Source organism: Sphingomonas sp., from assembly GCF_042096255.1.
In the GTDB taxonomy this organism is placed as follows: domain Bacteria; phylum Pseudomonadota; class Alphaproteobacteria; order Sphingomonadales; family Sphingomonadaceae; genus Sphingomonas.
In genome coordinates this window covers 1-4,593 of the sequence record NZ_JBELLZ010000160.1, presented here as the reverse complement: position 1 = coordinate 4,593, position 4,593 = coordinate 1, and the positions used below count along the sequence as shown (strand labels likewise).

The following is a 4,593-nucleotide window of genomic DNA, read 5'->3' as shown; positions in this document are numbered from 1 at the left end:
CGATGTTGAAGCCGATGTCATAGCCCTTGGCCAGCACCGCCAGCGACGCGACGCGGGGCAGGAGCTCGTCCATCACACGCCCGGCCTGCATGCGGCTGTAGCGCGGGTGGAGCGCCGAGAGCTTGATCGAGATGCCCGGACCGGCGTGGATGCCCCGCCCTGCGGAGGCCTTGCCGATCGCGTGGATCGCGCGCTCGTAATCGGCATAATAGCGGTCGGCGTCCACCGCAGTCACCGCGGCCTCGCCCAGCATGTCGTAGCTGTAGGCGAACCCCCTGGCTTCCATCGTCCGCGCGCGCGACAGCGCCTCTTCGATCGTTTCGCCGGTGACGAACTGCTCGCCCATCATCCGCATGGCGAGATCGACGCCGCGGCGGATCACCGGCTCGCCCGCGCGCGCGACCAGCCGGGCGAGCGCGGCGCCGAGGCCGCGATCATCAACGCTGCCGACCAATTTGCCGGTGACCACCAGACCCCACGTCGCCGCATTGACGAACAGCGAGCGCCCCCCGCCCAGATGTGCACCCCAGTTGCCGTCCGCGATCTTGTCGCGGATCAGCGCGTCGCGGGTGGCATCGTCGGGGATGCGCAGCAGCGCCTCGGCGAGGCACATCAGCGCTACGCCCTCCTGGCTGGACAGCGAATATTCCTGCACCAGCCCTTCGACGCCGCTGCCCTTGCGGTTGGAACGCAGCGCGGTGACCAGCTGGCGCGCAGTCTCGCGGATGCGTGGGGCGAGATCGTCCGGCACGGTGGCGGTGGCTATCAGCGGGCGCAGCGCCTCCGCCTCGTCGCGGCGATAGGCGGCGGTGATCGCGCGGCGCAGCGGGGTCGGCTCGCGGACGGCGGGGGCAAAGGCGGCGAAGGGCTGGGTCATGCCTCTAATATAGTGCGAACGGCCAAGTCGTTCCGACTTGTTGCGCTTGCCGGACAGGCGGTGCAGACCGGATACGAGGCTTTGTTCAGGCGAACAGGATGGCGAACGCGAATAAACCGGTCGAGTTGGACGAGTTCGACCGCAAGATCATCGCCGTCCTGCAGGAGAACGGACGCCTGACGGTGACCGAGCTCGCCACCCGAGTGGGCCTGTCGAAAACGCCCTGCCAAGTCAGGCTGCGCCGGCTGATCGACTCGGGCGTGATCCGCGGCTTCCGCGCCAGCGTCGATCCCGCAGCGCTGGGCCTCGATCATGTCGCCTTCGCCGAGGTGAAGCTGAGCGACACGCGCGAGGCGGCGCTGCGCGAGTTCAACGCGGCGGTGCGCCGGATCGCCGAGGTGGAGGAATGCCACATGATCGCGAGCAGCTTCGATTATCTGCTCAAGGTCCGCACCACCGATATCCGGCGCTACCGGCTGGTGCTGGGCGAGAAGATTTCCGCCTTGCCTCATGTCGCCAGCACCTCAACCTTCGTGGCGATGGAGACGGTCAAGGACGATCGCTGACGGTCAGGCGATCATCGCGGCGAGCGCGGGACTGATCCACTCCTCGATCTCGCCGTCTCGCCGCAGCAGCGCGCGGACGGCGAGCGCCTCCGCCTCGGCCAGCGCGATCATCTCGGCGCGCGGCAGCACGCCAAGGGCGGTGGCCCAGGCGTCCGCGAGCATCGCCGAACGGTGGAGGACGCTGACCGCCAGCGCATGATTGACCGGGTAGCCGGTGCGCGGATCGATAGTGTGTCGGCCGCGGACGTAGTCGCCCGAGGTGGCGACCGCGATCTGATGCAGCGCGACCCGGAACGAGGGCGCCACCCGGCCGGGCGTTTCGAGATCGACCCACCAGGGATCGCCGTCGGGACGGAGGCCGCGGCCCGCGAACTCGCCGCCGATCTCGACCAGGGCATGGCCGATGCCGGCATCGACGAGCAGCGCGCCGAGGCAGTCGACCGCATACCCCTTGGCGATGCCGGACAGGTCCAGCCGCAGCCCGCCCGGCTGGCGCAGGCGCCGCGCCGGCGCGTCCCATTCCAACCGTCGCCAGCCCGCCAGCCGCAGCGCCTCGCCGACGGCCGAGTCGGTCGGCACGCCCGCGGCCGGCTCCGGACCGAAGCCCCAGAGATCGACCAAGGCGCCGATCGCCGGGTCGAACGCCCCGCCCGATCGCTCCGCCACCGCCAGCGCGGCGGCGATCACCGCGGCGAAGTTCGGCGGCAGCGCGACCCAGCTGCCCGCCGGCGCGTGGTTGAACCGCGACAGCAGCGAGTCGGGCTCCCAATGGCTCATCTCGGCGACGAGACCGTCGAGTCGTGCGACGATCGTGTGGTGGAGCCCCGCCAGATCGAAGCCGGGCGGATGCGCCAGGCGCACCCGCCAGCCCGTTCCCATCGTCGCGCCGCCCAGCTCGGCCACCCCCGCCTCCCGGTCCCAGCCGGTTATGGCGCGCGGATCGAGCGGAGGAACCGCGATCCGCGTCAGGGCGCGGGCACCTCCACCGTGGTGGTGTAGCTCATCCGCCGCCCGGTCGCGCGCGGCGTGGTGGCGCGCGCATCTGTCAGAGAGGCGCTGATCCAGTAGAAGCCGGGCACCGGCCAGCTGACCTTGACGCTGCCGTCGGCGCCGGTGGTCAGCTCCTGCGCACCCTCTGCGCTGCGGAACTTCTTGCCGCCGGGCACCACCGTCACCTTCACGCCCGCGGCGGGCTTGCCATCGACCAGGAAGCGGAACTCGGCGGGCTCGTCGGCGACCAGCGAGGTCGGGTGGGTGACCGGCTGGAGCTCCAGCCCCTTGCCGGTCGGCGCGAACACGGTGGTGGTCGGCTCGCCGGCGGTGACGAAGACGAAATTGCGGCCGGATACCTCGGTCAGCGTCACGTCGGTGGCGCCAGCCGGGATTTCGGCGGGCGTCGCGACGGCCTTGGGCATCGGCCGTGCGGGCTGGCCGGGCTGCTGCGCGCCAGGCGGCGGGCCACGCCGGCCGCCGACGCGCCATTCCTCACCGTTCAGCTTGAAGCTGCCCATCACCGAAACGGTCTCGGTGCCGATCTTCCAGGTGCCAAGCTTGTCGATCTTGACGTCGAAGGTGGAGCGGTAGCGGCCTTTCGCGCCATTCTCCATCTGCGCCTCGCTGCCATCGGGCGCCCAGACCTTCACCCGCTCCAGCGGCATGGGGAAGTGATCGGGGTAGAACAGGTCGTTGGAGATGGCGGCATCCACCGTCACCCACTGGTCGGTGCCGGCGAGCGTGGTGGACGAGGGCAGCAGCCACTGGCGGTGGGCCAGCGCGGGCGCGGCAAGCGCGGCGGCGGCACCGGCGGCGATCAGGACGGAGCGGAAGCGCATCGGTTTTCCCCTTTTTCTCTATTGTTTATCGGATGGTGACGGCGCCGAGTTCGTGCGCGCCCTTGGCGCTGCCGCCCTTTGCCGGGACGGTGATCGGCACCGACACGAGCTCGCGCCCCCCGGTCTCGCGCGCGGCCTCCACCTTGAGCACATATTGACCAGCGGGCAGGTTGGCGGGCAGCGGCACCGAATAGGTGCCGGGCGCGCGGGTCGCCCCGCTGACGCCGTCGGCGGGCAGCTTCAGGCTGCGGCCGCCCTTGCGCCACCAGCTGCGCAGGTCGGCGAGCCATTTGGTGCCGGGCTCCGCGCCTTTCTTCTTGAGGTCGTACCAGACGAACACGGTGCGCGCGGCGCCGCCCGCCGCAGGCTCCAGCCAGCCGGCGACATAGGGTCGGTGATATTCGGCGACGTTGAGGCGAGGGATGGTGACGCTCACCGTTCCGGCCGCGGCGGGGGTGGCGGTCACGACGCCGGCGAGAAGGAGAGCAGGACGCATCGGGGCCTCTTCAGTGGATCAGGAACAGGGCAAGGAGCAGCGGGATCGCCAGGCTGGCGCCGACCAGCGGCCAGGTCGACGGGCGATGGCGCGCGTGGAGCTGGAGCAGCAGCAGCCCGGTGAGCGTGAAGACCACGCAGGCGACCGCAAAGGCGTCGATGAACCAGAACCAGGCATCGCCGGTGTTGCGGCCCTTGTGCAGGTCGTTGAGGTAGGACACCCAGCCGCGCCAGGTGGTCTCCGCCTCGACCTTCCCGGTGGCGCGGTTGATGCTCACCCACGAGTCGCGCCCCGGCCCGGGCATCGCGACGTAGACCTCGTCGTCGGACCATTCGGCGGCGCGGCCGGCCGGATCGAGCCGCACCGTCTTGGTGACGCCGGCCGCGACCTCGGCGGGGAGCGGCGCGTCTGCCCTATGCTCGCCTGACAGACGCGGGAGCAGCCCGGTGGGCAGCGTCGCCTGAGCGCGCGTCACCTGCGGGGTGGCGCCGATGGAAGCGGCATGGTTGAGCGTCAGGCCGGTCACCGCGAACAACATCATGCCCGCGAGCGACACCGCGGCGCTGACCCAATGCCAGGTGTGTAGCTGCTTCAGCCAGAAGGCGCGCGCCTTGCGCTTGGGCCGTGCCGGCGCGCGCGCCGCTGGGAGCGCGCGCGGCAGCGGAGCGGCAACGGGGCTGGGCTGCGCGTGATCGGCGGGCATTCGTGACTCGCTTGGGTCCGCCATCAACGGACCGGGACAATTCTCTCGACGCGGCGACGCCTAGGAGATACGCGAGTGCCTCGCAATAGCGAGGATATGAATATAGATCGGAAGAGCAC

6 protein-coding genes are annotated in these 4,593 nt (G+C 70.6%); 1 reads left to right on the top strand and 5 read right to left on the bottom strand.

Annotated features, from left to right (window positions below; genetic code table 11):
- Window positions 1-877, bottom strand: an 877-nt coding sequence (locus ACFDTH_RS17550; RefSeq protein ID WP_375288841.1) for a proline dehydrogenase family protein, incomplete at its 3' end; no start/stop codon positions are given.
- 98 nt (window positions 878-975) lie between these two features.
- Here ACFDTH_RS17550 and ACFDTH_RS17545 point away from each other — a divergent pair.
- Window positions 976-1,443 carry an Lrp/AsnC family transcriptional regulator gene (locus ACFDTH_RS17545; protein ID WP_375288840.1) on the top strand — a complete coding sequence of 156 codons (468 nt, stop codon included), beginning with the start codon at window positions 976-978 and terminating at the stop codon, window positions 1,441-1,443.
- A gap of 3 nt (window positions 1,444-1,446) precedes the next feature.
- Here the strand turns inward: ACFDTH_RS17545 and ACFDTH_RS17540 are convergent, their stop codons facing one another.
- From ACFDTH_RS17540 to ACFDTH_RS17525, 4 genes are all read right to left on the bottom strand, one after another.
- Window positions 1,447-2,322, bottom strand: a complete 876-nt coding sequence (locus tag ACFDTH_RS17540) for an FAD:protein FMN transferase (RefSeq protein WP_375288842.1) — start codon at window positions 2,320-2,322, stop codon at window positions 1,447-1,449.
- A gap of 86 nt (window positions 2,323-2,408) precedes the next feature.
- Window positions 2,409-3,275, bottom strand: coding sequence for a DUF4198 domain-containing protein (locus ACFDTH_RS17535; protein ID WP_375288839.1), 867 nt, complete (start codon window positions 3,273-3,275; stop codon window positions 2,409-2,411).
- Window positions 3,276-3,300: 25 nt separating this feature from the next.
- Window positions 3,301-3,771, bottom strand: a complete 471-nt coding sequence (locus ACFDTH_RS17530) for a DUF2271 domain-containing protein (protein WP_375288838.1) — start codon at window positions 3,769-3,771, stop codon at window positions 3,301-3,303.
- 10 nt (window positions 3,772-3,781) lie between these two features.
- On the bottom strand, window positions 3,782-4,474 hold the full coding sequence (locus ACFDTH_RS17525; RefSeq protein WP_375288837.1) for a PepSY-associated TM helix domain-containing protein: 693 nt from the start codon (window positions 4,472-4,474) through the stop codon (window positions 3,782-3,784).
- Window positions 4,475-4,593 lie beyond the last annotated feature (119 nt).